This window comes from Spongiibacter thalassae (genome assembly GCF_012272835.1).
In the GTDB taxonomy this organism is placed as follows: domain Bacteria; phylum Pseudomonadota; class Gammaproteobacteria; order Pseudomonadales; family Spongiibacteraceae; genus Spongiibacter; species Spongiibacter thalassae.
This window is the reverse complement of sequence record NZ_JAAWWK010000003.1, coordinates 368,599-391,060: the sequence shown is the minus strand read 5'-3', so window position 1 is coordinate 391,060 and position 22,462 is coordinate 368,599. Positions and strand designations below refer to the sequence as shown.

Sequence of the window (22,462 nt, the reverse complement as noted above, 5' to 3'; positions counted from 1 at the left end):
TGGAAGTTTGCGGGATATACTCCCTCTGGTGGGGTCTGATGAGTATCCCCCATATGGTTTAGGGATTGTTCACGGAGCTAACACACAGACGTTATGACGGATTTTTCGCCGCCCGGTTTTTTGCAAAACCCCCACGTTCAGTCAATTCTCGCGTCGACGCGCTTGCGCCGGCTGCGTATTTTTCCTCGGGTAAGACGCCTTCAGGCAGCAACCAGGGAAGTGGTGCTCGACTGCGGCAACGGCGTGCAACTCTGTGGCGATTATTCGGCCCACGATATTCCCGCGCGGGGCCTGGTCACCTTGATTCACGGCTGGGAGGGCAGCTCCAACTCTACCTATTTGCTCTCTGCTGCCTCGGCGCTGTTTGCCGAAGGCTACGATGTGTTTCGGCTGAACATGCGCGACCACGGACCCAGCCACCACCTGAATCGCGACCTGTTCAATTCCACCCGTCTCGATGAAATGCTTGCGGCCCTGCGACAGATTCATGCTAATTACCCCCGCGACTGGCACTTTCTGGTGGGCTTTTCGCTGGGCGGCAATTTTGCGCTGAGGATGGCGGCGAGGGCCAGGTCTGAAGGCATTTCCCTGAACAAAACCATTGCCATCTGCCCCCTGCTCGACCCGGTCAAGACCATGGCTGCGTTGGAGAACGGCTGGTGGCTTTATGAAAAATACTTTGTGCGGAAATGGAAGCGATCACTGATTAAAAAACTGCGCTACTACCCGGAGTTAGGATATCAGGACGAGCTCCCCTCCTTCACATCACTGGCGGCTATGAACGCTTATTTTGTGCCGAACCATACTGAATTCGAGCGCCCCGAGGACTACCTGCAGGCCTACGGAATCGTCGGCGACGTGCTGACGGGACTGGATAGCCCCGCCCACGTCATCGCCACCCAGGACGATCCAATGATACTGGCCGAAGACCTTGCGCAGCTGGCACCTTCGCCCATGCTCAGCGTAGAGTGCTGCCAGTTTGGCGGGCACTGTGGCTTTGTCAAAAACCTCAAACTGGACAGCTGGGCCGACGAACGTGTGGTTGAATTGATTAACCTGGCGCGCTACCCCCGCAAGATGGCCAAGGGGCGCAAGGCGACATCGGAGTCATAAAAACGACTGCTGATGAGTCTCCCTGTTCAGGCCTCGCCGCAGTAGCAGCACGGATACAGTGCTAGTCGCGCTGTTGCAGCGCTGCATCTATGGCCAGTATACGAATCGCCTCTTCAACATGAAGGGCTTCAACCAGACGACCATCTACCAGTACGACCCCCTTACCCGCAGCTTCAGCTTCTTGCCACGCTGCCTGGATTCGCCCTGCCCGCTCAACGACCTCGGCGCTGGGAGCGAAAGCTTTGTTCGCGGCCTCGATCTGTTTGGGATGTATCAGTGTTTTGCCATCGAAACCGAGTTCAACGCCCTGTGAGCAGGCCTGTTCAAGACCCACCTGGTCGTTGAGGTCCAGATGAACGCCATCAAACACATCAAGACCGTGGGCACGGGCAGCGAGCACGCACATACCCAGCGAGGTCAATAGCCCCAGCCGCTCGGGGGTGTGGGGAGTACGCAGATCCTTGGCGAGATCCGAAGTGCCGAGCACAATTGCGGCCATACGCGGATCAGCGCCGGCAACCTCGTCGATATTCAGAATGCCACGGGGCGTTTCCGCCATTGTCCACAGTTTCAAGTCCGGGCTCGCTTGCTCTTGCTTGAGTAGCTGCACCACGGCGGAAACTTCCGCGGCGGATTCTACCTTGGGCAGGCACAGCGCGCTGATCGGCGCCTTGGCAAAGGCCACAATATCGTCCCGTCCCCAAGGGGTATCGAAGCCGTTTACCCTGACTACCAACTCTCGGTGACCGTAGCCCCCTTCGGCGAGGGCGGTGAGGATATTCGCGCGTGCCTCGGCCTTTTGCGCCGGCGCCACCGCGTCTTCCAGATCGAGAATCAAAACATCGGCGGGCAGTGTGCGAGCTTTTTCGAGTGCTCGAGTATTGGCACCTGGCATATACAGCGCCGAACGACGGGGTTTGAATTCCATTTGTTCACTCCGGAAAATCGTCAAGTTTACCACAGCGCCCTCGCCCCGCAGCCCTTTGGCGGTTGATGGGTATTCAAGCGTTGCCGTGAAATAAATCGCCACTCTAATTGCGAATAATTTTCATTTAACGGTAGAATGGCCCCGGTCATTGTACAGACTTATCGCTTTTATACCGAGGAAGACCATGATTAAGCACCTGATCGTCACCCTGGCACTGATGCTCTCACAGGTGGCGTCCGCTGCGACCGAGCGGGAGATAGTCGAACACTATGCCGCGATCGCTCACGCTGTCTACGGCGATTCCGCTGCCGCTGCCGCACAGTTGCTCAATTCTGTGGATGCGCTACTGAGCAAACCCGATGAGAACACCTTGGCCGGTGCGCGATCCGCGTGGAAGGCGGCGCGGGTGCCTTACCAACAAAGCGAAGTCTTCCGATTTGGTAATCCGGTGGTTGATGACTGGGAGGGCCGGGTTAACAGCTGGCCGCTGGACGAAGGGCTGATTGACTATGTGGACGACAGCTATGCCGCAAGTCTGGGTAATATCGCCGCCGACATGAATATTATCGCCAACCCTCACATAGACCTCGGCGGTGCCGTGATCGACGCCGCCCAGATTTCTCCTGCGTTGCTGGAGGATCTGCACGAAGTGGGTGGCGCTGTGGCCAATGTCACAACAGGCTATCACGCTATTGAATTTCTGCTGTGGGGGCAGGATTTGAACGGTCACCAGGCCGGTGCGGGACAGCGTCCCTATACCGATTTTGTTGTCGGCGAGGCGTGCAGTCATGGCCACTGCGAACGGCGCGCGGCCTACCTCCGCGCGGCAACCCAACAACTGGTCAGCGACCTGCGCTATATGGCCAGCCAGTGGGCGCCGGGGAACACCGCCAACTACCGGGCCGAACTGCTCAGTCTGCCCCCAAAGCAGGCGCTGGCGCGCATAGTGAAGGGCATGGGTTCACTGTCGCTCGGCGAACTGGGCGGCGAGCGAATCAAGGTCGCGCTGGAGGCGAATTCTCCAGAGGATGAGCACGACTGTTTCAGTGACAATACTCACTGGTCGCACTATTACAACGGGCTGGGTATTCGTAATGTGTATCTGGGCGAATATCAGCGTCGCGACGGCACCCTGCTTCGTGGCCCCTCGCTCAGTGCAGCGGTAGCCGCTGTCGCACCCCAGGTGGACAAACAGCTACGTCAGGACCTGGACGCTACCATGGCCGAGCTGAAAACCCTTACCGAGTGGGCGGAACGCCCCGCTGCCCCGCAAAAATTCGACATGCTCATCTCACCGGATCACCCCGAGGGGCGCGCACTGCTGACTCGCATACTGCAGCGGCTCGAGCAGCAAACGCGCAGCATTGAACAGGCCGCCTCTGCAATCAATGTCAACGCCAACGCCAGCTAGTTCTGTCAGGCTGGCAATACGGGTCGCGCAATGCACCGCGTGGTTACTGCTCGGTCTATCGCCCTGTCAGGCAGACTATCCCCATGCCCGCTATTTAATGGGTCCATCAGCGAGCCTCTCTCTGGCCCAACAGCTGGACTGGGCGGTGGGCCGTAGTTTTGCCCGCCAGGCCTGGGTGTCAGCCCCCGCCAGCACCGCTGCCAGAGATGGCCTCGGACCCTTGTTTAATGCCAATCGCTGTGCAAGCTGCCACATTGACAATGGCCAGGGGATGTTACCGGAACAAGGGCCTGGCTTGATACTCAAGCTTTCTCCTGACAGTGCAGTCGGCAAGCAACTGCAAACCTTTGCTCTGCCGGGTTATGTCGCAGAAGGCAAGATTCGTTGGCAAACCCGGCACCAGGCGGTTTCGATATCAGAGCAGCACACGGTGTCACTGCCGTGGCGGCACTATCGAATGGAGGCACACGCTCTCACTGCCGGCAGCGCATACGATGCCCCTGTTTCAGCGCGACTGGCGCCGGCGCTGGTGGGCATGGGTTTGATCGACCGCATTGACCGGACAGCACTGCGGGCAGCAGCAGACCCCGATGACGTGGATGGCGATGGTATTTCCGGGCGTGCCAATACCCTCGATAACACTCGGAGCGATACCATCGGAATATTTGGCTGGAAGGCCGCTGAACCCAGCCTGAGAACTCAGATTGCCGCCGCCTTTGCTGAAGATATTGGTATAACCAGTTCTCAGCGGCAACAACAGAATACTGCCGATGGAAACTCCGTGGTGGCAAATGATGGCTTGGTCGTGGAAATCAGCGAAAAATTACTTGATGCCGTGGCTTTTTACGTGGCAAATCTTGCGCTACCGCCCAGCCAATCGATCGCGCCAGCGGCATTTTTTCAGGCCGAATGCCATCTGTGCCACCAGCCCAGGGTCGCTTTGCAGGTGCGGGGTGACGAGCCGCAGGATTATGCCTACGCTTACAGCGATTTTTTGCTCCATGATATGGGGCCAGGTTTGGCTGATTCGCCAGGTGAAGGCGCAGCCAGTGGCGCTGAATGGCGCACTGCGCCGCTATGGGGACTGGGCTTACGCATTAGTGGCAGCCAGCCAATTCGCCTGCTGCACGATGGCCGCGCGACATCGATTCATCAGGCCATTCTTTGGCACGATGGCGAAGCCGCCGCGTCTCGCAGGGCTTACCTCGGCCTGGCCGACGACACTCGGGAACATCTTATTCAATTTTTGCAGGCACTCTAATGTTGTATCTATCGTCATGCCGCGCCGTTCTTGCACGGCTTCTCGTACTGCCCTTCAGTGCTCTGACGGTGCTGTCAGCGTGCAGTCCATCGCCTGAGCCTCGGCTGCTTGCCAGCGTGGTCGAAAGCAGCGTACTACCGGCCTATTTTACCTATAAGCAGGCCAGTGAAAATCTGGTCGTGGCCAGTCGCGCCTTTTGTCAGGCGGTGGATGAAGAACATATGGAGTCGGTTCGCCAGTCCTGGCGGGATAGCGCCTCGGCCTGGGCGGGGCCCCAGGTCATGCCCTTTGGCCCTGTCACCGAAGATAATATCAGCTGGCAGGTTCAATTCTGGCCCGACCGCAAGAATCTGGTGGCGCGCAAGGTCGAGGCTTTGCTGCGCGGCGGCGACGAGATCAACGACGTGTCACTGGCTCAGGCCAGTGTCATCATTCGCGGTTTGAGTGCTGCAGAGTATCTGTTGTTTGACGTCAAAGGGGGGCAATTGGCTGCCTACCAGCGTGACAGCGGCGCAAAGCGTTGCGCTCTGCTTCAGACTATCGCGGACTACCAGCAGAACATAGCGACCCGGTTGTACCACAGTTGGGACGCTGACGGCGGTAATTACACCGCCACCTTTACCCGGCCCGGCCCCGACAACCCGGACTACCCTGATCTAAATCTTGCGGTCGCTGCTATTGCCGAAAGCCTGATCTTCGGCGCGGAATTGATTAAACGGGATAAAATTGAACGACCCATGGGGCTTGATCGCGAGTCGCCTCTACCCCAGCCCTATCTCGTCGAGTGGTGGCGCAGCCGCTACTCCAGGGAAATGATTCTTGCCAACCTCACCGCCATGCATCGCCTTTACAGCGGTGATGCACAAGAGGGCCTGGCCGCTTATCTGGCTGCCAAAGGTCATGCAAAGTTGTCGCAGGAGGTAGACGAGGCATTCCAGCGGGCATTGGTAGCTGTGAATGCACTGGATAGCAGTCTATTTGAGGTGGCTAGTGATCCCCGTGGAGACCCCCGAGTGACCCGGCTGTATGTCACCGTCAGTGAGCTGCTTACACTGTTAAAACGGGATTTGCCCAAGGCGTTGAATATCACTTTAAGTTTCAACAGCAAGGACGGGGACTAGCCGTGCGTCGTCGAGAACTGGTGAAACTCAGTACACAGCTCAGTCTGGCGCTTGCGATTCCGACGGCGCCAGCACTCTGCGCAAGTCCGCGGTTCAGCCCGGTATGCAGCGCTGCCAACAGCAGGGCTGGCGGGCATCAGCTCGGGGTGTGGCAGGACAACGGCTGGGAGTTTCGTCTCGACGCTCCTCTGCGCGGCCACGATGTTTGTCTCCACCTACAGCAGCGTGAGGTCGTATTTTTTGAGCGTCGTCCCGGCCGCTATTTTTACGTTGTTGACGGACGTAGTGGACGGCTGCACCACAGAATTGCAGCTCAAGCGGGCCACCATTTTTACGGGCACGGAATTATAAGCGCTGATGGGCGCTACCTGTACACCACTGAAAACAATGCGGGGACCGGTGGCGAGGGTGTCATTGGCGTCTATGACTGCCAGCAAGACTACCGTTGGCTCAAACATCTCGACAGCGGCGGCATCGGTCCCCATGAGCTGGCTCTGATGCCGGGGGGGGAGGAACTGGTTGTGGCCATCGGCGGTTTGAAAACCCTGCCCAGTCATGGCCGCAAGACCCTGAACCCCGATCATCTCCGTCCGGGTCTTGCATATATCAACCTGGGAACAGCGCAGGTGAGTGAGTTCGTCGATGCGCCCCACCCTCAGCTTAGTCTGCGTCACCTTGATGTCAGCGTCGACGGCGACGTCATCGTTGGTGCGCAATATCAGGGGCCTGTCCCCTCTGGTCGCGCGTTGGTGTATCGGCATCGGCGTGGTGGCCTACTTGAGGCATTGCAGGCAAACAATTCCCTGCCACTGCTCCGCGACTATGTGGCCAGTGTTGCCTGTGACGATAAGGGCAAGGTGTTGTGCAGTATGCCAAGGGATAATTTGCTCACCCTGTGGTCGATCAACGATGGACGGTTTCTGCAAAGCTGGCATTTGCGTGACAGCGCGGGAGCCTGTTACGACCCGCGCTATGAGCAGTTTGTCGTCAGCAATGGTCGCGGCCAGTTGATGGCGGCCAAGCCTGGTCACCGTGACTTACTACCCCTCGCCTATGCACCGGGTGTGCAGTGGGACAATCACCTTGTCATCCTGCCCGAGGGGTGGAGTTAAAATAGAATATTTCGAGGTTTGTTACCTATGTTGTTGAATAGGCGCGGCATTATTAAGAATGGCCTGTTGCTGTCGGGCGCCTGTGCCCTGCCCCGTTTCAGCCTCGCGATGGCCCGCCCAACTGCCGGCAATGGGCCTGAGGGCCGCTATATCCTTCGCGCGGACTACGGCAGCCATCAGCTCGTGGCAGACTACTCGACCGAGATCCTTGGTTTTAATGGGCAGTTTCCCGCGCCAGTCATTCGGGTTAAGCAGGGCGAGGTTTTACGTGTACGCTTTGAGAACCATTTGAACGAAGCCAGTACCATTCACTGGCACGGCATACGCCTGCCTATAGATATGGATGGGGTGCCGGGGATCAGTCAGGCGCCGGTTGCCCCCGGCGAGAGCTTTGATTACGAATTCCGCTGCGCCGACGCCGGGACCTTCTGGTACCACCCCCATATCAATAGTATTCGTCAACTCGGAATGGGTATGGTGGGCGTGCTGATTGTTGAAGAAAAGGCAGCAAGCCCCTACGAAGAACATATTATCGGCTTGAAGGATTGGCGGCTGGATCGCCGTGGCGGCTATCTCCCCCTTTCTATTCCCAGAGAGGCGGCGCGAGATGGAACCCTGGGCACCATCAACACGGTGAATGGTCGGCAGCGGCCCACGATTGAAATTGGCGCAGGCCAACTTGTCCGTTTGCGCATTGCCAATATGGATAATACGCGGGTATATCGACCCAGTATTGACGGTGTCAGCAGCCGAATATTGTCGCTGGATGGCAGCCCTTTAACTCCCCACCGGCCCTTTGAACTCACCCCTTTGGGGGCAGGTATGCGTATGGACCTGGCCTTTCAGGCGCCGGATACGGAAAACCAGGAATTTATCCTTGCCGACCGGAAGGGGCGGTTTAACATCGAGCTGTGTCGCCTGAAAACCGTTGCGCGGGGGGCTGAGCGACAGGGCGACACCGTCGCCACAATTAAACCGGAAAACCTGCCGACGCTACCACCTAACCCCATCCCTCAGCCTGATTTACACAAGGCCGAATCGCTCAGCTTCGTGTTCGAGTGGCAGGGAGCCCTGTCACCCACGGGAAAAGACGGCAAGGTGGACCACAGCTTCTGGCTGATAAACCGGCGCGCCTGGGGCGACCACAGCCACGAACATTTGCCGGAGCCACTGGCGACACTGGAAAGGGGCAAGACCTATATTGTCGATCTGCACAATGCGACACCCCACCACCATCCGATCCATCTACACGGCATGATCTTCACTGTGCTGACGTCGGACAAGCGCGCCGTTATTCCCTATCAAAGCGATACGATTTTACTGGAAAAAAACGAGCGCGCGCGCATTGCGTTTGTGGCCGATAACCCCGGCCGCTGGATGTTTCACTGCCATGTCATCGAGCATATGAAAACCGGCTTAATGGGTTACCTGGCTGTCGTGTAAGCCCACAGCCGCGCTCAGCTGCGGCTCCCGCCAGGTAAGGACACCACATTGGTTTCATTGTTGCCTTCGAACACCGACGCTACCGCATCAGTTTTGCGGCTGGTGGCTTTCCTGGTCGTTGCCCGTGCTTTTTTTGCCGGCGGTTTGCCGGGGCTTGCCGTGTCGGCTTTGCTCGCCGCCGCTTTGCGGCCGCGAACCGGCGTCTTCGCAGGGGTGGCTTTCGCCTTGCTTGCGCTCTTGGCGGGTGCCGTTTTTTTGGCTTTTTCAGCCTCGCTTGCCTTTGCATTCGAGGCGAGCTTCAAGCTGGCCTCGTGCAACTCCTTAAAGGATTTCTCGATACATTCCCGGTAGAAGGCCGGGTCCGGCATCGACTCGCGGTCGCCCAGCACTGACAAAGTCACAATTCCAGCGGAACTAAAGGCAAGATGGAACAGGCCGACACCCGGCGTCAACAGGCCCAAACCGTAGTAGCGAACCATCTCTGCACCCGCTGAATACAGCGGAAACGGTGCACCGGCAACATTCGATACCACTGAACTGATGCCCAGGGGCAGGTGCTGGGTCAGTTCATTATTAACATAGGTTTGCACAACGCTCTTGGTAAACACCGGTGGCAGTACGCCCGCAACTCGCAGGACATCCACCAAGGGTGAGTTTTCACCGAAAACCTTGGCTTCCTGAGAGCTGGCATACACGGCCTTGAGCCGGTCGATAGGGTCGTGCTCATCGGTGTGTACTTCAACGAATACCGAGCCGATCTGGTTGTTGTCATCTGATACCCCACGGCGTGGGCGCATATTCAGCGGGATACTCACCGCGAGGCTATCATCGGGAAGCTCATTGTGATGCTGTAAATAATGGCGCATGGCGCCGCCAACCACAGCAAGGATCACATCGTTGATCTTCACGCCGTTGACGTCTTTCACCAGCTTCACGTCTTGCAGCGTAAACTCCGCGGCCTCAAATACTCGATAGGGACCTACCGGATTGTTGAAGCGGGTGCGCGGCGAGCTTATCGATGGCATAGGTATTTGTTTTTTGGCAACGCCCCAAGCCAGCTTACCGAGGTCTTTCAGTGTGCTGGCCGCACTTCCCACCATTTTGACGCTGTTCTTGAGCTGGTTAACCGCCGTGGCTGTACCGAGGTACAAGGCTCCGGGCGCTACATCAACCATTACCGTATCAGGCCCTTCCGGCACCGCCGCCGGGTCTGGTTCGAGGTCGTGAATGACCGACATAATCGACGACCCACCGGCACCATCAACCAGAGAGTGATGCATTTTGGTGTAGATGGCGAAACCGCCTTTGGGCACGCCAGGAATATTGTCGAGACCCTCGATGATGTAGGCCTCCCACAAGGGGCGTGCCATATCGAGCGGCCGGGCATGCAGTCGGGCGACGAGAATACACAGCTGACGCCAGTCGCCGGGTTGTGGCAGAGCGAGGTGGCGAATGTGGAATTCTACGTCGAAGTTGGCATCGAGAACCCAATAAGGCCGATCGAGGTCGCCGGGGACCGACACCAGTCGGGAACGAAACATATCGTGTTTTTTCAGGCGGCGTTCGAAGTTGGCAATGACCCCCTTGAACCTAACAAAACCGCCGGGGGCGGTCGATGGATCGTAGATGCCCAAACCACCGATATGCTGTGGTGTAGTCGGATGCTCCAGATTGACAAAGGCTGAGTCGAGTACACCTAGCTGCTTCATGCAATAACCTCTATATATTTATTTTTACTTCACGTAAGGATAGCGGTTTATCTCAGGGCCTGTTAAGTGCCTTGAAGACCCCGCTCCAGCGAAATAAGGAAAAACCCTATCATAACGATATTTTCCACCGAAGATATACGCCGGACGGCCTAGCGTCTTTTCGTTTATATATTGGTGTGTGCTGCTTCGGCGTGAGTGACACGCCGGAGAACGAATTGCGCTTGAGTCGATGGGGCTAGTCGCGGCGTCCTGTTTCATCACGCCGCTGCCGTTCAGGCGGTGGCGCGCCCACATGTGGGACATTACGTTTTGCTGCCAGTTCGATCTGCTTTTGCCGGTCTCTGAAACGCTTACGCTGATCGTCAGTCAGTGTGTCGTAACAACGGTGGCAGCTGACACCTTCCTCAAACTTGGGGTGCTGGCGCTCATCGGGGTGAAGGGGGTGTCGGCAACCGTGACACAGTTCGTAAATACCGGGCGCGAGACCCTGCTTCACCGACACGCGATTGTCGAAGACAAAGCACTCCCCTTGCCAAAGGCTGTCGTTTTCGTCGACTTCCTCCAGGTATTTCAGTATCCCCCCCTCCAGATGGTATACCTCTTCAAAACCCTGCTGTTTCATATAGGCAGATGCTTTTTCACAGCGAATACCGCCGGTGCAGAACATGGCGACTTTTTTGTGCTTGGCCGGATCGTAGTGCTTTTGCACGTACTCAGGAAATTCACGGAAGGTTGTCGTCGCCGGATCCACCGCCCCTTTAAAGGTGCCGATTTCCACTTCATAGTCGTTGCGGGTGTCGATAAGCACCACCTCCGGGTCTGAAATCAGCGCATTCCAGGCTTCGGGTTTCACATAGGTGCCGACCACTTCGTTGGGGTCGACACCCTCAACACCCATGGTGACTATCTCTTTCTTGAGCTTCACCTTCATTCGATAAAACGGCTGTGCCGAATCAAAGGACTCCTTGTGGTCCAGGTCGGCAAGCCGAGGATCCTTACGCAAATAGGCAAGCAGGCTGTCGATATTTTCGCGGCTCCCGGCGACGGTGCCATTAATGCCTTCGGCGGCCAGTAGCAAGGTGCCTCGTATATTCAGTGCCAGACACTCTTCCAGCAGGGGTTCCCGCAGTTCGTGGTAATCCGGTAGTGCAACAAATTTGTATAGCGCGGCGACAACGATCTTTTCCATCTCAGCGACTGCCCTCGCTTTTGCTGCCGCCGAGGCAATTGGGTGAATCTGGCGCTGGGGCGTTGCGCGCGAGCCATTCGTCGGGATCGTAAAGGTGCAGGGCCAAAGCATGGACGGGGCCGGCCAGTTCCTCGGCAACGCAGGCGTAAACCTGCTGGTGGCGGGCAACCTTGCGCACTCCGCGAAAATGCTCCGAAACAAGCACCAGTTTAAAGTGTGTTTCAGAATTGGCCGGCACACTGTGCATATGGCTCTCATTGAGCAATTCAATATGGCTGGGTGCAAAGGCGGCACTGACTTTGTCGCGGATGGTGTGTTCAACTTGCATTATCGACTCCCCTGTTCGTCGGGGGCAAAGTATATCACTCCCCGGCGAGCTGCCATAAGGCTTGCACGGCAGGGAGAACTCAGCGACGGCTGCGGTGGGCGGCAAAAATGGCTTCCATACCCCAGACAGACATTACCTCGGTATCGTCGATAAAATCCTCCGGTGCGCAGCGGTAGCTTAAGGCTATTTCCTTGCCTGAGCGTTGGTAAATGAATGGAGGCAGGCCACGCTGCTCAAACTTTTCCGCTGACACTGAGTCTGCCTTTAGATAGAGCTGCTCATCGCTGTACAGGCCGAACATGATGCCGTCGATAAAAATACCGTAAGCACCAAACATACGGCGGGCCTCTACTGGCCCCAGACATTGCATCTGCTCAAGCAGATAGCTGAGGTTTTCAGGCATTTCGCGGGGCATCAGGCTGCGCCCAGACAGGCAAACATTTTGTTCAGGCGCTGAGCCAGGTCTTTTTGGTCAGCGGCAAGACCCCAGCGCATATACCCCTCACTGCCACAATGATAAACCCGGGTATGGATACCCGCCGAGAATGCTGCCTGCTGATACCCAAGAGCCTCGGGCAGAGCCAGTCGAAAAGTGGTAAACAGCAATTGCCGGTGAATACTGGTGTATCGCCCGTGAAAGTATTCCTCGAGGAGCGTCGATTGCGCCTCTGCTGCGAGGACAAGCCGTTGTTGCATCGCCAGCTGCCACCCGCGATCGGCGTACAATCGTTCACCAAGGTATTGCGCCGCCCCGCAAATTGGCCACGGTCCCAGTTCCGACTCCAGCCGGTCTATCCAACTGGAATTGGCCAATACCGCGCCGAGACGCAGGCCGGGAAGCCCCCAAAATTTACCTACCGAGCGCAGAATCAGAATATTGCCCTCGTCCAGCAGCTCTCGGGCATCACTGTCCGGCGTGCCGTCAGCGAAAGCTTGATCGAGAATCAAACAGCCGTCAGCGGGAAGTGCGCGCAACCAGCGGCGTAGCACATTGATATCAACAATGGTCCCGTCGGGGTTATTAGGGCTGACCAGCACCAGGTGTTTGACCTTGTGCCGATGGATATCTTCCAGCACCTTGTCTTCCCTGTAGTCCCTGAAATAGTTCAACGTATGCCCTGCCCGTGACCAGCGATAAGCGTGCTCTTCATATGCCACACGTGGCACCAGCACACTGGCTTGGTCCAGGAGACGGGGCAGCAACTGGATAATGGCCTGACTGCCCGCGCAAAGCGCGATATTGTCGATGTCTACTCTATAATAGTCGGCGGCAGTCTGGCGCAAGCGGCTATTGTCATAGGGCAATTCGGTGAAACAGCGGGACGGCACTTCCGGCATCGGCCACGGCCAGGGGTTAATGCCGGTGGCAACATTGAGCGATACACCGCGCCCTTCCAGGGGATTGCCGCCATGTCTGGGGGGCTGCATCATTTGAGCCCTCCCACTACTTGGCTGGCCAACAACAGGGCGTATAGCGTGATGCCCACCCCGAGCCATAACAGTAGCGTATGGTTTACCAGTGTTATCGCCCTGGCGATGTCCTCAAGATTCGGCGCTCGCCCTTCCCCCAAAGGCGGCCTTGTATTGGCGACACCGTGGTAACTCGCTGTTCCGCCGAGTTCAACTCCTAACGCTGCGGCACCAGAGGCCATCACCGCACCGGCGCTGATGCTCTTCCAGCGCCAACCCTGACGGACGTGGCAGCGCAGTGCTGCAGATGAGCGGGAAACAATGAAAAAACTGAAACCTACCAATTGGCTAGGAAGGATATTTAAAGCATCATCGACACGGGCGGCAAAAGCACCGAAGAAATTAAAGCGGGCATTGCGGTAACCCCACATCGCGTCAAGGGTGTTGGAGAGGCGATGCAAAATGACCCCCGCCGGGCCCAGAAGGACAAACCAGAACAGTGAGGCAAACAGGGAATCGCTACTGTTTTCCAGCGTGGTTTCGATGGTCGCAGCCACGATGTCGTCGTGATTCAGCGCGGCCGTATCCCGACTGACGACGTAGGACAAACGCTGACGTGCACTGTCGATATCACCACTGGCCAGCGCTCGATATATTGGCTCGATATGTTCACACATACTGCGCCACCCTATCGCGAGGTAGAGAATCAGCGCATCAAAAAAGCAGGCCAGCCAGAGGTTAAAAGACAGCGCACGATCCGCCAGATAAACGGCGATGATAATCGGTAGGACGACAATCCCCCAGCTGCCTATACCGGCAATATATTGAACTGTCGCACCACCGGCATTACAAAAGCGCTCGACCTTTTGCGCAAGTGCACCAAAGCCAACCAAGGGATGGAAGCGACGAGGCTCACCGAAATATCGGTCGAGTGCGAGGGCCGCCAGGGTCGTGGCGACGGTTAAAAAAAGGTCAGTAATCATTGCGGCCCGGGATTTGCGTGGCACCTTTGGGGTGACGGCGCGATCAGCAACACATAAAGGGGGTGACTCTAAACAAGGGCGCAAAGGGGATCAAGCAAAGTTTACTGGAAGCGGATGGGCGTTCGGGCGGCGTTTAGACCGCGACCACCTCCTGTAGGGCGATGTCTTCCAACTTGTAGAAGGCCAAGGCATTTTCCCAAAGCACTTTGCGGGCGCCATAGTCACCAAGGGCGTTGCCAATGATTTCTATATCGACTGGGTTAAAGGGGCGCGGCGACCGGGTTGACGGCAAATCGGTGCCGAACATCAAGGCGTCGGGATTAATATCGTAGATACGACGAACCACCTGACTGACGGCAAAATCCACGCGACCAAAACCGGTAGCCTTAACCTTCACTCCACACTCAACCAGACGGTAAAGCAAGGGCAAACCGCTTTTGCTCAGCCCAAGGTGGTCTATGCTGACCGCGGGCAGGCGGCACAGGCTGTCCTCCAGATCTTCCAGTTCAATACTGTCGCAGTATATTTCCACATGCCATCCCAACAGGTCGTGAACTCGCTCGGCAAAATAGCACAGGTGCTCTACTGACTCTGAGCCCCCGCGCCGCAGGTTAAAGCGCACGGCGCGAACTCGCTTGTCGTGAAGCCGAAAAAGTTCAGTGTCGGAGATGGTGTACGGCAGCTGGGTAACCCCAACAAAACTCGGGCCCAGGTGCCGCAAGGCCGCCACGAGATAGCTTTGATCGTAGGACTGAAAGGAGCCGGATACCACTGCTCCCCCGCCAACACCCAGTTGCGCCGTGTGCCCAACATAGTCGTCAACCGTAAAAGGCGCGGGGATAAAACCGTCATTACTGACCAAGGGGTAGTTCGGATCAATGATGTGAAGATGTGCATCGAAAATCATATGATTCATACTTTGTCTCCGTCAGCTGTGCCTTGGTTACGCGCACGTCCGTATCCGAAACAGTCGTAATTTCGAATGCCGCCTCCATGTCGAACCTATGAAGTAAAACCAGCCGTTCTATTATTATCGTTGTCGTGCATTACGTCGCTGTTGCGAAACTGCTATTGCCCTATCAGCTTTGTCGCCCTGGCCACCTTGGCGGCTTAGTGGTGTTTTCATTAGTATAAGCGGCAGTGCTGTTTGCGCCTGACAAGTCGGGCACTTCGATGTTTAAAATGGCAGATACCGACGCGGAATGCAATATTTTGGCCGCCCCGGGAGGGGGATTGCCGACCGGGCAGCGTGAAGAAAACTAAAAAGCCCGGAACGAGGTCGTCGCCGGGCTTTCAATAAACTTCAACTAATCAAGCAGTTAGGCTTTTAATCGAATTCGCTGTAGGGAATGGGTGGCTCCGGTGGCGAGACAATCGCATCCCAGTTTTCCTGGAAGTGGTATTTCGCATAAATCGAGATATGGTTGGGCTCGTAAAAGTCCGCGCGATGGATATCGGCGGCAGCACCAATATACCAGCGGCGACTGATGCGACGTTCCACCGCGGCCTCGAGATAGTAGCCAAAGCCGCCGCCATCAGAGCTTCCTGTGCCTAATTTGTAAGGCGCATCGGAGCTACTCCATGAGCGGGATACTGAACCGCCAATCAAGTAAGACCAGTTGTCGCTACCCCGCCCAAAATATCTGACCGGAATCGACAGTGACAGATAATTTTGCGGACTGTAGTAGGCCCCGTGACCGAGGGTGTATTCCTCCAGGTTTTTGTCGTATTGCAGGTGGAGCAGATTCAGGCCAATTCGCAGATTGCGATGGTCTTCCGCAATTACTCGACGGTAGACCCCACCCAAAACGCCAATCCGGGTATTGTCCTCGACGGTATCCCCGGTCAATTGATGGTATTGCAGGCTGCTCCAGTAACCATATTTGCCGCCCAGGTCATAGCTGAAGCCGAGCTTCGCTCCAGTGCGCAATACGCCACCCCAGGTTTGACCTGCGCCGGTAGCCGCATTAGAAGGCACTGTCATGCCAGCGTAAGATAGTGGAGTGCCGGTCTCTGCGCGACGTGACAGTGCAAGACTCCAGCCCGCATCACCAATATCACCGTCGTAGCGGAAGCCACCTACAACCCCGGTTTTCTCAAAGCCCAGCGGCGTGGTGCCGATATCTGCCCGCCAGGTGTCGGCTTCCCAGCCGATGCCTAGAGCAACGCCCGTTGGCTCTTCAGAAAAAGGAATACGAGTGATAACCGGAGGTACACTGCCATCGGGGTCGAGGTAGTCAACATCGCCGGAGCGAATGCGTACGTAGTCCAAGCGCAGGCGCAAATGACCGTCCAGCGAAGGAATTGCAAGTCGCAGATCTACCGGGATTTGTGCGGTGCTGTCCCCTGCCCTGCGTTCGTTCACATCGATACCGAACTTGATGTAACTGTCGGTGCGCTCGCGCATCTTTTGAATGTTGGCGACTACACTGCTGCTTAACCAGTAGTTTCTGTCCGCCGACTTATAGAGGTTTCGCTTTTCTTTTTCGGACAGAGAGAAGCGCAGTACGGTCGCACCCTGCGCCCGTTGCAGGGCGGCATAGGCATACTCCTCGGCGATGTCCCAGCGTTCGGCATCAACTGACTGCAACATTGCCGAGCGCATCAACTGATCGGATACATCGGGGCGGGCGGCCAGCGTGTGCAGTGCCTGGAACTGCAGGTCGCGCTGCTGGTAATCCGCCTGTAAGGCAGCAAAATCCAATAGTTGCTGATTGCTCAGGGTTGCCGATTGCGTCAACAGGTATTCGCTTTGCTGGCGGAATTCCACCGCATTGCCCAGGTTACCCTGTTGGCGAATAACCCCCAGGCGCGCTGTTGTCTGGTGTTGGCCGGGAACCTTCATCGCACGCTGATACATAGACGCGGCGATTACGTAACGGCCCTCTTCCTCGTACTGACGAGCCCGAGCCATGTCGTATTCCGCCGACATCGCAGTCAATTCCGCCAGTTCTACCGCGTCCAGCTTGCTGGTATCAACTATCGCCTCGTCGTACCACGCGGAAAAGGCCTCGAAATCTTCCAGCCGCAAATAAAGACGCGCCATTTCAAGTTGACGGTACATCGGTTGTTCAGCGATGGGAGTCAAGCTTGCAAGTAGCGTTGCGGCCCGCTCGCGCTCACCGACGTCAAACCAGCGATTTGCCACGCGCAACAACGGACCATCTTGTCCGGCAAAGCGCTCTTCGAGGCGCGCGATTGCTTCGATCTCGCTTTCGTTGTCGATATCTGCGGTGCGGTTCAGCTCCGCATTGAGTTGAAGCCGAGCGAGGTTGTTGTTCATGGCATCGCTGCGACGGGACTCCGGTATACGTTCCAGCACTGCAATTGCCATCAGCTCTTCACCCCGTTTCGACAAGTACAGGGCGTAGGCAAATTGCATTTCAGGGCTCCGGTCACGGCTGGCCCAGCGCTCCATATATTGATCGGCGCGTTCGGCTTGCCCGATTTGCTGCATGGCCTCCACAACATCACTGCGTTGCCACGCACTCAAGGGCTCCTGAGCAATAACATTGTCTATCGCTGAAGCAATTTGCGCAGTAGAGCCACTGCGGCGAATTTTCTCGAGATGTTGTATGGCATTGTCACGTTTTAATCCAGCCCAGGATGACGCGATGGCCTTGCGCTCGGCAGGCCCGTAACTGTTTACCAAAGCCTGCGCCGCATTGAAGCCACTTTTTTCGTAGCGCATTTGCACCCGTCCCCAAAGGGCCGCTTCCGAATAAGGGTCGCGTCGCAGGGCCTCATAGTAGAAGGCTTCAGCGCCGTTGAAATCCTGTTGTGCCCAGGCGATTTCACCAAGCACTACAAAGGGTTCCGGTGCCAGCGGATCGATTTCTCCGGCCCGTTGCAGGGCGGCGCGGGCATCGACGTAGCGTCTGTCGTCGCGAAGTGCTTCACCACGGCGTAATTCATACCAGAAGGATGCGGTGGTTTTCAGACTTTCCCAGCGACTGGTTTTATCGGGGTCAACATTATAGTGAAGTGCGCGATTGAAATAGGACACGGCCGCTTCGTGCTGGCCGGCGCGCAGGGCCAGAATACCGAGATTACCGTGAAGCTCGGGGTCTTCGGGGCGACCGCGTAGCGCGAACAGCAGTTTTGGACGAGCCTTGTAACCAAGGCCACGATCCATATAGGCCAGCGCTTCTTTCTTGGCACGGTAGTACGGGTTACGCATGCGCTCCCGTTCCGCTTGTTCGGCTTCTATCGCACCGCGATAAGACTCCTGGATCGCCAAATCGCCGGGGTAACGCAGCGCCAGCACCTCGTAGTCACGCAGAACCTCGGGATTGATTTCCTGGCGTTCCAGCATTCGGCGCCAGGACTGCGCTGCAGCCAAGCCATAGGCAGGGCCGTTGGCGATATCGGCAAAAATCTCCCGCGCGCGGGGACGCCCTTCCTCGGTGGAGGCAAGCTCTTCGGCAAGGGCAAGTTGAACCGGTGGGAAGTTTTCGTACTTCTCATTTAGTTGTTCAAGGCGCTGCAGGGCTTCATCCTTGCGCGCATCCACCCGTCCCATCAGGCGCAGGTATTCAAGCTGAAGAGAGAGTAGCGGTGGAGAGTCGCGGAACAATTTCTCGAATAGCACCAAGGCCTGCTCCGGGCGTCCGGCCTTGGCCAGAACCCGAGCGGTTTGCAATTGCGCTTTATCTTCGCCCTTGACCCGCAGATAATCTTCAAGTTGGGCCGTTCTGGTCGCTTTGGGCCACTCCAGCTGCATGGTTTGCAGTATCCCTTCCGCTTCTTCCATGCGGCCTTCTTCTACCGCCATCCAGGCTTGAAAGAAGTAGACATCGGGGCTGTTAGGGTTAAGTGCCTGCAAGCGAACCAGCGCTGATTTCATCAAATCGACGCGATTCATCACTTCCTCACGCTCGATCTGCTGCTCATAGCGCATTTCGACTTTTGTGTTACGGACGATCAGCGGCTGTAATACCTTTTTTGGTGCAGCGACCTCCCGAATATCCAGGTCGTACTCCGGCAGTTCGGCGTCGGGGCCGCTAGCGAATTGACGCCAGACCAACAGCCCCAGCAACAGGACTAATGCCAGCCAAGCCAGTACACCACCCTTCATTCGCAACCACCTTTCAACACTTCCAATTGCCCCTCGGGACCAAATTTATAACGACCCTGCTCCCACCCCATAGCAAACAGGCTGAGCACGGTATTGTAATAGCTATCGCGGCCTGAAGCCGACTGCATCGCCTTGACGACGCGAGCCTTTTGCTTGGCTGCTGCGGCGCCCATGTCCGTCTGCCGCAACAACGGAATCATCGCAGCGGAAAAGCCGTAGGGGCCGTCTCCCTGCCAGGTGGATGTGGCGATATCCACCGTCTCAGGCGGCGTACCCAACACATCAGTTAACGCTGCCATCATTGAAAAATGCTGAACAAGATTATCCCTGTGTGGTGAATCCTTGTGCAGCATGCCTATCCATAGGTACACGCGAATAGCGTCGTAGCTACCAACGTATCCCTTGCTGGGGTCCGGCATTATCCTTGAACCACTGAGTCGAAACCAGTCAGGGCTGTACCCGTCCGGTGCGGAATCAATCAATAATTTGTATGCTGAGCGCTCTATTTCCGGCCATTTGGAGCCAGGATAGAGTGTTGCCATTCGACGTAATAATTGAGGCGCCAGGTAACTGGGATTCAGACGGACGTCACCGTCGTCCATAACAAAACCGTAAGGAGCCGGAAGCAAAACCGCGCCGTAACTCTCGGTTTGTGCCGTTTCTTTACGTTCGATCAATTTGGCAAGATAAAAGGAAAGCGTCCGGTATTCATGGTTAGACCAAAGACGCCCGGCTTCCGCCAGGCTATAGGCAATCCATAAATCGGCATCTGATGCAGCGTTGGCATCGATAATACCCTTCTCTTTTTCGCCCTGACCCCATAGCCATGCAGGCAATTGCTTCGCCAGGCTGCCATCAACGAGGTTTGCTGAAGTCCAGTCAAGCAATTGCTGGAAGCGCTGCTTGTCGCCCGCCACCAATGCAAAAAACATGGCATAGGACTGGCCTTCAGAGGTGGTGATCTGGCGCTCGTCGCTACCATCCACCACCTTGCCATCATCATCGATATAGTTCGCAGCAAAGTGCTCCCATTCAGGCCAGGAACACTGCTCAGCATTTGCTTGCACGGCCAGCAGCATTGCCAGAAAGGCAATGACTACTGCTTTCATTTATTTACCCCCGCGCAGACGTTTTGCCGCCATTGCACCCAGTACCCGACGTAGGAAGACCGCCAACAGAAGCACTACCAGTACACTGAGGAAGCCGAGTAATAGAGGGTAGCGAGAGAAGTGGAACCAGATCAGATCCCAAAGTGGCAGAGCACCGACAAAGTACTTGTCGCCAACGTTGTAGCTGGTTTGCTGGTCGCCGCGGAAAGTGACCACCGAGCCGAACATATAGTTAATCCGGCCTGAGTCATTTAAAGCCTCTTGCACCATTTTGAAATCAGCGGGCTTGGTCGCCATCACCGATACTACGCTACGCGAGCTATTGTAAGGTGATTGCAAACCGACCACCGCAGCGAACCCGCCAGAACTGGTGATTTCGACGTTCTCTGCGCTTTCTGCCAACTCAGGTACAGCTCCGCCCCAGACTTCATTGCCCGGTTCAATATTGCGTATAGGCAACTCTATGGCTCGGCGGGCGTCGTCGAAGATCAGCGGGATTTGCTTTTCCTTAAGGCCACTCATTTTCGGGTTGATGGCGATGCTTAGAATGTCGCTCTCACGCAATTTGAGCTGCTCTTTATCCCACTTGTCGAACAGGCTTACACTGATTGCCGGGAAACCCGAGCTGGCACCCGCAGCTCCCATCAACTGGAAGAACGTTTCCAGCACTTCTTTGGGCGCATTCTGTGGGATCAATACGGCGGTTTCAGACAAGTCGGCCATTCGAGTGAATGGGAAGCCAGCGTTCACAAATGCTCGCAGGTTGGGCATCTCGATATAATGCGGCAAGCCGGTAAAGTCCAGTGTAGAGTCGGCATCTATTGCGGCGTAACGACGGCCTGGCGACACAGTTTTACAGGCGCCACTGGCCACACCGGCAAAGTCAAACTGGAACACCATCTGGTTCTGGCTGCCGACTTTAAATGCAGGAACTTTCAAACGCTCGCTTACAGAAATGAACGAGTCGTTAATCAACGGTACACGAACGCGGTTATCCGTACCGGAAAAGCCGTTGTCGGTAAGGTTAAAGCCTTCTACGAACTGGTCGTTGATACTCATACTCATCATCGACCCAGTGCCTTCATAGGTCAGTGGTGAATAGCGGTAGTCCAGTTTCAGCGGAATACCACGACTACGCCAGGTAAACAAATCGGGCGGTAATTGAAAGCTGACCTTGATTGGTGGTGGCGTGCGCCCCACTACCTGAAGTTGGGCAGGGTCATCGACCAGTTCACCGATATGAACCGCGCGATCGGTAGGTAGCCAATGCGGAGCATCATAGGGTTCACGGGGCTTGACTTGCTCGGCGCGATTCACCACGGCCACAGGACCGGACAGCAACGCTGTGCCCAATACCAGACCGCGAACCGCCTGATTAAGCTCTTCGTCGTTTCGACCCTGTATCAGCAGCAATTTGGCAGCGACCTTGGTGGGGTGGTCTATCATCTGCAATGTCGGCGCATCAACGGGTGGGAAATCTTCAAAAATTTTCGGGCGTGCGTCGTTGGTCATGAACACAATTGCGTGATCGTCGGGCAGCTCATTGATCGACAGAGGGAAACTGGCACCACGCCAGCGGGCCAACGAACCGAACCACGACGTGGTTACGCCGGCAGCACGCACCTTTTCAAGGCTGTAGTTTGACGGCAATACGACAGGCAGTGTTAAACGGCGAAAATCCCGTTTGTCAAAAAATGGCGCTGGTATAAGACTCAGGTCATTAGCTACCCGCAGTGGCTCAGCACGGAGGCGTATTTCTGTTGAGCCGCTGACCTCGGTCCAGATGCTGTAGTCATCGGGGCTCCAGCACTCTTTGTCTAAATGACCAATAAGCTCAACTCGCAACTGGTTGTAATCGGCAAAGTATTTGGGGTCGAGTTGCACGCTGGCATACTGCCTGATTCGCGCTTCGTCGGTGATGGGGATCACCCCCATAATTTCTTCGTTAAGGTAAACCTTAAGGTGGGAAAACTTCGCCATCAGCGCTGGAGACACGGTGTAGTGGAAGCGAAGTTCTCCCCCGACAATGATTTCGTCGAGTCGCGAGCCGAAGTTCATGTAAACGCTGCTTTCGCTACCGCGCAACTTGGCCGAATTGGGGTAACCCAACTCCTGCAATTTCAGCTGATAGTCGCGGAACTCTGGTGCTGGCTCGGACTCCAACAACCATGCCTCACTTTCCAGCATCAATTCCGCAGTGCTGTCTGCTTCCACCGCGGCAGTAGCCCAAAGGGGCTGCACTATGGCTAGCATGGCTAAACACATAGA

Annotated in this window: 17 protein-coding genes; 6 read left to right on the top strand and 11 right to left on the bottom strand. The window is 56.3% G+C overall.

All coding sequences use genetic code 11. From position 1 onward, the window contains the following. Positions 1-93 precede the first annotated feature (93 nt). Positions 94-1,113: a YheT family hydrolase gene (locus tag HCU74_RS10515; protein ID WP_168450393.1), complete on the top strand. Its 1,020-nt coding sequence runs from the start codon at positions 94-96 to the stop codon at positions 1,111-1,113. 61 nt (positions 1,114-1,174) lie between these two features. Here the strand turns inward: HCU74_RS10515 and HCU74_RS10510 are convergent, their stop codons facing one another. Next, a complete protein-coding gene (locus HCU74_RS10510) occupies positions 1,175-2,041 on the bottom strand; it encodes an HpcH/HpaI aldolase/citrate lyase family protein (protein ID WP_168450392.1) in 867 nt (288 codons plus the stop codon). A 184-nt stretch (positions 2,042-2,225) separates the two neighbouring features. Between HCU74_RS10510 and HCU74_RS10505 the strand changes: the two genes are divergently transcribed. The 5 genes from HCU74_RS10505 to HCU74_RS10485 all read left to right on the top strand — a co-directional run bounded on the left by HCU74_RS10505 (position 2,226) and on the right by HCU74_RS10485 (position 8,389). After that, positions 2,226-3,452 (top strand): imelysin family protein, encoded by a 1,227-nt coding sequence (locus tag HCU74_RS10505; RefSeq protein ID WP_168450391.1) that lies wholly within the window; start codon positions 2,226-2,228, stop codon positions 3,450-3,452. Between the two features lie 97 nt (positions 3,453-3,549). After that, positions 3,550-4,713 carry a di-heme oxidoredictase family protein gene (locus tag HCU74_RS10500; protein WP_168450390.1) on the top strand — a complete coding sequence of 388 codons (1,164 nt, stop codon included), beginning with the start codon at positions 3,550-3,552 and terminating at the stop codon, positions 4,711-4,713. Beyond that, on the top strand, positions 4,713-5,834 hold the full coding sequence (locus HCU74_RS10495; RefSeq protein ID WP_168450389.1) for an imelysin family protein: 1,122 nt from the start codon (positions 4,713-4,715) through the stop codon (positions 5,832-5,834). Before HCU74_RS10500 ends, HCU74_RS10495 begins: the two co-directional genes overlap by 1 nt. 20 nt (positions 5,835-5,854) lie before the next feature. Next, entirely contained in the window at positions 5,855-6,946 is a 1,092-nt protein-coding gene (locus tag HCU74_RS10490) for a DUF1513 domain-containing protein (RefSeq protein WP_168450388.1), read from the top strand. 27 nt (positions 6,947-6,973) lie between these two features. Beyond that, positions 6,974-8,389, top strand: coding sequence for a multicopper oxidase family protein (locus HCU74_RS10485; protein ID WP_168450387.1), 1,416 nt, complete (start codon positions 6,974-6,976; stop codon positions 8,387-8,389). A 14-nt stretch (positions 8,390-8,403) separates the two neighbouring features. Here the strand turns inward: HCU74_RS10485 and HCU74_RS10480 are convergent, their stop codons facing one another. The 10 genes from HCU74_RS10480 to bcsB form a co-directional block, all read right to left on the bottom strand. After that, positions 8,404-10,098: a wax ester/triacylglycerol synthase family O-acyltransferase gene (locus HCU74_RS10480; protein WP_168450386.1), complete on the bottom strand. Its 1,695-nt coding sequence runs from the start codon at positions 10,096-10,098 to the stop codon at positions 8,404-8,406. Positions 10,099-10,333: 235 nt separating this feature from the next. Further along, positions 10,334-11,287: an oxygen-dependent tRNA uridine(34) hydroxylase TrhO gene (gene trhO, locus HCU74_RS10475; RefSeq protein WP_168450385.1), complete on the bottom strand. Its 954-nt coding sequence runs from the start codon at positions 11,285-11,287 to the stop codon at positions 10,334-10,336. 1 nt (position 11,288) lies between these two features. Then, a complete protein-coding gene (locus HCU74_RS10470; protein ID WP_168450384.1) occupies positions 11,289-11,615 on the bottom strand; it encodes a BolA family protein in 327 nt (108 codons plus the stop codon). A gap of 79 nt (positions 11,616-11,694) precedes the next feature. Beyond that, positions 11,695-12,030: a TfoX/Sxy family protein gene (locus HCU74_RS10465; protein ID WP_210425227.1), complete on the bottom strand. Its 336-nt coding sequence runs from the start codon at positions 12,028-12,030 to the stop codon at positions 11,695-11,697. Continuing rightward, positions 12,030-13,046, bottom strand: coding sequence for an aminotransferase class I/II-fold pyridoxal phosphate-dependent enzyme (locus tag HCU74_RS10460; RefSeq protein WP_168450383.1), 1,017 nt, complete (start codon positions 13,044-13,046; stop codon positions 12,030-12,032). Before HCU74_RS10460 ends, HCU74_RS10465 begins: the two co-directional genes overlap by 1 nt. Next, entirely contained in the window at positions 13,043-14,008 is a 966-nt protein-coding gene (gene cbiB / locus HCU74_RS10455) for an adenosylcobinamide-phosphate synthase CbiB (protein WP_168450382.1), read from the bottom strand. Before cbiB ends, HCU74_RS10460 begins: the two co-directional genes overlap by 4 nt. A gap of 133 nt (positions 14,009-14,141) precedes the next feature. Beyond that, positions 14,142-14,924, bottom strand: coding sequence for an amidohydrolase family protein (locus HCU74_RS10450; protein ID WP_168450381.1), 783 nt, complete (start codon positions 14,922-14,924; stop codon positions 14,142-14,144). A gap of 411 nt (positions 14,925-15,335) precedes the next feature. Then, the gene (locus HCU74_RS10445; RefSeq protein WP_168450380.1) at positions 15,336-19,085 is read right to left on the bottom strand and encodes a cellulose synthase subunit BcsC-related outer membrane protein; all 3,750 of its coding nucleotides are present in this window, start codon (positions 19,083-19,085) and stop codon (positions 15,336-15,338) included. Further along, complete coding sequence (gene bcsZ, locus HCU74_RS10440; RefSeq protein WP_168450379.1) at positions 19,082-20,194, bottom strand: cellulose synthase complex periplasmic endoglucanase BcsZ; 1,113 nt, start codon at positions 20,192-20,194, stop codon at positions 19,082-19,084. Before bcsZ ends, HCU74_RS10445 begins: the two co-directional genes overlap by 4 nt. Beyond that, a complete protein-coding gene (bcsB, locus tag HCU74_RS10435; protein WP_168450378.1) occupies positions 20,195-22,447 on the bottom strand; it encodes a cellulose biosynthesis cyclic di-GMP-binding regulatory protein BcsB in 2,253 nt (750 codons plus the stop codon). Positions 22,448-22,462: the final 15 nt, after the last annotated feature.